This is a genomic window from Roseiarcus sp., from assembly GCF_052145395.1.
Taxonomy (GTDB): Bacteria; Pseudomonadota; Alphaproteobacteria; order Rhizobiales; family Beijerinckiaceae; genus Roseiarcus.
Genome location: NZ_JBKQOT010000855.1, coordinates 1 through 4,521, shown reverse-complemented (window position 1 = coordinate 4,521; position 4,521 = coordinate 1). Strand labels below are relative to the sequence as shown.

The following is a 4,521-nucleotide window of genomic DNA, read 5'->3' as shown; positions in this document are numbered from 1 at the left end:
TCGCGGCGTCCGGGGCGCCGGACTCGAGACGCCGCGCGACATCGCCATCGCCGGGTTCGACAACGAGCCCTGGACCGAGCTCGTCGGGCCGGGCCTCACCGTGATCGAGCAGCCGGTCGCCGAGATCGGCCGGGCCGCCATGGACTTGCTGTTCGAACGCCTGCGCACCCCGGACATGGCGACGCGCAAGGTGGTGCTGGCCGGCCGCCTCGTGGTGCGCGGCTCCTCCGGCGCCAGCGGGGCGAGCGGAGGACCGCGTCGCCTCTCCGGCGAAGTCAATCGTTAGGACCGGGAATTGGGGCCGATACTCGTCATTCGCGGGAAAAAATGTTTCCTCGCAACGACTGACATTGATAACGTGGCAGAGGAGCGTCCGACATGAAACGCTTCCAATGTATTGAATCCAGCTCTGGTCTTGCCACGCAGATTGTCTTACACCGAACGCACGCCCAAACACGATCGGTCCTTGGGCCCCACGCTTCGGGCCGCCCCGTTCGTCACCATCCGCATGACGCCCAAACGCGACGAATAACCCGAATCACGTTATTTGGTGAAACGGGCTTTGGAGTGCACCATGTCTTTTGCCGCCTACATCAAAACGTGCCCAGCCGGCAATGATGCCGCTGGCGAATTCGTTCGGACCCTTCGCGATGACCGCGACCTGCCAAACCCCGAGACCTGGCGACAGCTTGAGGCCTATCTTTCGCTGCGGGGCGTCCCGGATCGCGCGATGGTCGCAGGAAAGCAGGTTTGGCTAGCCTACGAGGCGGAGCGGGCGAGGGTTCGCCCCATCTAGTTACTCTTGATCTCACACGTGCTGGTCTCCATGCGAGCCTGCCTGTAGTAAGCGGGTGCGTGAAGTCCGATGCTATAGATCTCATATTCGCTGAAGCCAGGCAGTAGGTCGAACCTGGCTGTCGCCGTGCAGGTCGAGCCATGCACCTCGATCGTGTCGGTTCGAACGCTTTGCGAGCGGCGGGTGGTTCTGACAAGCTTGTTTGGGCCAGCGACACGCCATCGTTCCGAGCCCAGAGCATTCTCTGTATTCCATGTTTGCGAAGCTTGCCGGTTGCTCGAAGTGTAGACTTCTTGCACCGAGTTCTTTCCTGACAGGACGACGGTCATATCTTCGCTGACGACTCCGGCCGCATACCCCGGCCGCACCCTCTCGTAGTAATTCTGAAACACGACATGAATTTGCGTCACACCCTGCTGGGCAAAGCCGGCTCGTGACGGCAGAAACAATATCAACGCCCCCAGCAGCCAAATTCTCGTATTTTTGGTCATGCATGCCCCACCACCGTTCGCGGCTCCCCGAGCCCTCGGTTGAACCCGATATTAAGCCAACCGGAAGCGCCAATTCAAACCGCGTGGTGCAGGCGGGCGCTGAGCGTGAGCGAGGTCGAGCGCGGCGCCTGGTGATCGACGCTCGGCCCAGCCCTAAGTCTCGATCCCACTCGCCGCGGTCGCGCTGGCCCCACGCACAAGCGCGATGGACTTGAATCGGTAGATCGGCGCCGCTTCCATCCACTTGACCCGCGATTTGAAATCGCACAATTATTTGCCGGTTATTGACTCCAATTTTGCAGATTCCGGTCAAGATCACGAAACGGATGGAAGGCATAAGGGTGCGAGACCCGAGGAAAGGAAATCGGCGTCGCATCAACGCAATGCGCTTCTTCGCGGCAGGACTCGCCACGGTGTTCGGGCCGCCGGCATTTGCCGCAGGATCGACGGGCGAGACCATTATCGAGATCGACTTTGTCGAGACCCACGACCGACTGCCGCCCGACGAAAGGACCGCCATTGTCGGGCGGCACCAGATCGTCGCGACGCTCTCCGCAGACAACCGGGTGAGCGAAAACAACGAAGCCATTTTCGGCAAGCGGAAGCGACAGTTTGTCCGCCAGGGGCAGAACAACGAGGCGCTCGGCGACAATTCCGCGAAGGTCGTCTGGCGCGTCCTCGGTCCGCATCAACTCAGGCGCATCTTCGCCGGTCGACAGTTCCTCATGATGACGGACATCGAGATCTCCGGCGATTCCTGCAGTGTTCAGATCAAGTATCTGTTGCAGAAGGGATATTCTGACACCATAGGCCCGCGCGCGGACACCGGCGAACTTGCGCATTTTAGCCTGCCGACGGTGGTCAGTTCGGGGTGCTCGATCCGGTGAGAAGAACACTGCGTCGTCCGGAACCCTGCTGGCGCCTTTCAACACTCGGCGCCCAGGGGCCGACGTCGCCTTCAGACGCCCCCGAAAGGCACGACATCCGGTCAACGACAGTCTCATCGAGGTCGTACACGCTACGATCGGCCAAAAGACGGATGTCACGGCCAAACTCCTGCGCAGTACAAATTGTCGTCGGGAACTGGGCGTTCGCGGAAACGTCGCCGACTGGGCATTGGTCCAATATCTCACCGGAGAACGCATGGACTCGATTGTCAGCAACATCAACGTCCGCTCGGGATTGGCTGCCGGAGTCCTGTTCGTCTCCGGAGCGGTTTGCCCCGCGGAATCGCAGCAACTGCGCATTCAGCTAAACTTCGATCAGGAATTCGATCAGATCAAGCCAACCCCAAGCTTGATTACTCAATACGTGAGCGTCAACGCCTCGATGAATCTCAAAGGAAATATTCAGTCCAAAGAGAATTCCAATTTTGTTGGTGGTCGTCATCATGGAAAGCATGAATCTGTACACACAGAAGAAAAAACGACTCGGCTCGGGAGTTCCTCGGCGGAAGAATGGAGGGTCGCCGGTCAGGATAAATTGATCAATATTGTTGATTATCCCAGCTTCAAAAGAGCGATCCTGTTGACCGTGAACGGCGCCTCGTGCTCGGCGCAGGTCGACTATGAGCTCAAGCCAAGCTTTACAGACTATCAGTTTATCCGCGCAAACGGCACGCTTGCAGTCGCACAATCAGCGACGGCCAGGCGCCTGTCATGTTCAGTCACCCAGGAGTGAGGACGCGAAAGGGAGCCCGCGCGTGCATGACTTCTCCTTCGAGACAAACTTCAATCATTCGCAATACTGGTGACCGTTGAACGCGAAGCAAGCGCCTCTGGACGGTTGAAACGGCCGGGCCGCATAATGTGCGCGCGAATAGATGCCGCGACGAACCGGCGGCGCCGGAGTCTGGATTTGGAGCGTCACGGCGCCGGAGACGGACGGAGAAGCGGCGCCCGGCGCGGGGCTGAAACTGACCCGGCACCCGCCCCGAGGCTGCAGGGTAATCGTTACGTCGCTGGCGCAGCCCTGGCAGAGAACGGCCAGAGGGACCTGGCAGGCATACTGAGCCGCGCCCGCCACACCGGCGCCGATCAGGCCCGCGACCCCCGCCACGAGGCCGAACCCGACTTTCGGTTTGAGGAGCGCGCGCATCATTCGCAATATTGGCTTCCGTTGAAGCTGAAGCAGCGCCCGCCCGAACTCGGCGGAGCGTGGTGCGTCGCCGCCTTTCGCGGCGCGGGCGACTCGACTTCCCGCGTCGCGGTGACTCGAGGCGGAGCCGGCTTTGCGACGCACGCGCCGTCACGCGCGAGGATACGGCCAAGCGGGCAGGTTTTGGCGACGCAGCGGCCGTTGACCGCGATCTCGCGCGCGGAGCATTCAATCGGGCAGACGCGCTCGCGCACAGTCTTGAGGCTGTCGAGCAGCGCTGCGTCCGGAAGAGTGGGCGTGGCCGGGAGCTTGGCGTATCGGGCGTATTCCGCCACGCCGAGACGGACGGCCGGCGAATCCCAATCCTGATCGGCGCCGGGATAGCAGCCGATGCGCCTGAGTTCAGCCTCGATCGGCGCCGCCAGCGTCCGCTGCTCGGACGTCAGCCCGACGACCTGCGGCTCAATCGCCGCGACTTTGGCGTTCTCCGTCAGGGCCTTCTTCGCTTCGTCCGCCTTCTGCACCTCCGCCTGCGCTGCCGCCTTCGCCTGCGCGGCCTGCTGCTCGAGTTGCGCGATCTGGGCCTTGAGCGAATCCACGCGATCCGCCTCGGCCTGAAGCTGGCGGTCGCGCTCCGCGTTCGCGGCGCGCTCGCGTTCTGCGAGCGCCTTAGCGTCGTCAACCGGGTTCCCGCCCTCCTTGGCAAGGGCTTCTTGCACCAAGCGTTCCTTGTCCGACGGAGAAGCCGCGGTCTGCTCCTTGTCGACGCGTGCGCGAAGCTCGGCCTCGCGCTGGTCGCGCTCCTTCTGCAGCTTGTCGAGTTCGGCCCAGTTGCGCGCGTCGGCGGCGGCCTGGTCGGCCGTCCGCTGCGCCAATTCCTGAGTGAGCCGGGAGCGCTCCGCCTCGGCGGCCGCGAGCTTCTCGGCCATTGCGCGCTCCCGCGCGCCTGCCTCGCTGGCCGCCTGTTCGCTTCTTGCCTGTTCTTCCCGCAGCCGCGCGGCCTCAGCGTCTCCGGACGAAACAGCCTCAGCCGCTGCTTGCCGATCCGCCGTTTCGCGCGCTTGTCGGTCCAGGAGATCGAGCAAGGCGCGGGCGTCGGGGGCGTAGAAGCTGTTGGGATAGCGGTTGAGGAACTCG

The 4,521-nt window shown here is 62.5% G+C and carries 4 protein-coding genes and 1 pseudogene; 3 read left to right on the top strand and 2 right to left on the bottom strand.

Translation table 11 applies throughout. The features are described 5' to 3' along the window. A partial coding sequence (locus ACLP25_RS29785; protein WP_442472704.1) for a substrate-binding domain-containing protein occupies nt 1–286 on the top strand: 286 nt, incomplete at its 5' end. 506 nt (nt 287–792) lie between these two features. On the opposite strand, the gene ACLP25_RS29780 is transcribed toward ACLP25_RS29785, so the two are convergent. Continuing rightward, nucleotides 793–1,287: a hypothetical protein gene (locus ACLP25_RS29780; protein ID WP_442472703.1), complete on the bottom strand. Its 495-nt coding sequence runs from the start codon at nt 1,285–1,287 to the stop codon at nt 793–795. A gap of 383 nt (nt 1,288–1,670) precedes the next feature. On the opposite strand from ACLP25_RS29780, the gene ACLP25_RS29775 reads away from it, so the two are divergent. Next, complete coding sequence (locus tag ACLP25_RS29775; RefSeq protein ID WP_442472702.1) at nt 1,671–2,174, top strand: hypothetical protein; 504 nt, start codon at nt 1,671–1,673, stop codon at nt 2,172–2,174. A gap of 256 nt (nt 2,175–2,430) precedes the next feature. Continuing rightward, on the top strand, nt 2,431–2,967 hold the full coding sequence (locus ACLP25_RS29770) for a hypothetical protein (RefSeq protein WP_442472701.1): 537 nt from the start codon (nt 2,431–2,433) through the stop codon (nt 2,965–2,967). A 416-nt stretch (nt 2,968–3,383) separates the two neighbouring features. Here the strand turns inward: ACLP25_RS29770 and ACLP25_RS29765 are convergent. After that, nucleotides 3,384–4,521 (bottom strand): annotated as a pseudogene (locus ACLP25_RS29765) (hypothetical protein); the annotation flags it as partial.

Coding starts and splice junctions, on each gene's coding strand:
- ACLP25_RS29780 (WP_442472703.1), bottom strand. CDS start 1,287: ATGACCAAAAATACGAGAATTTGGCTGCTGGGGGCGTTGATATTGTTT.
- ACLP25_RS29775 (WP_442472702.1), top strand. CDS start 1,671: ATGCGCTTCTTCGCGGCAGGACTCGCCACGGTGTTCGGGCCGCCGGCA.
- ACLP25_RS29770 (WP_442472701.1), top strand. CDS start 2,431: ATGGACTCGATTGTCAGCAACATCAACGTCCGCTCGGGATTGGCTGCC.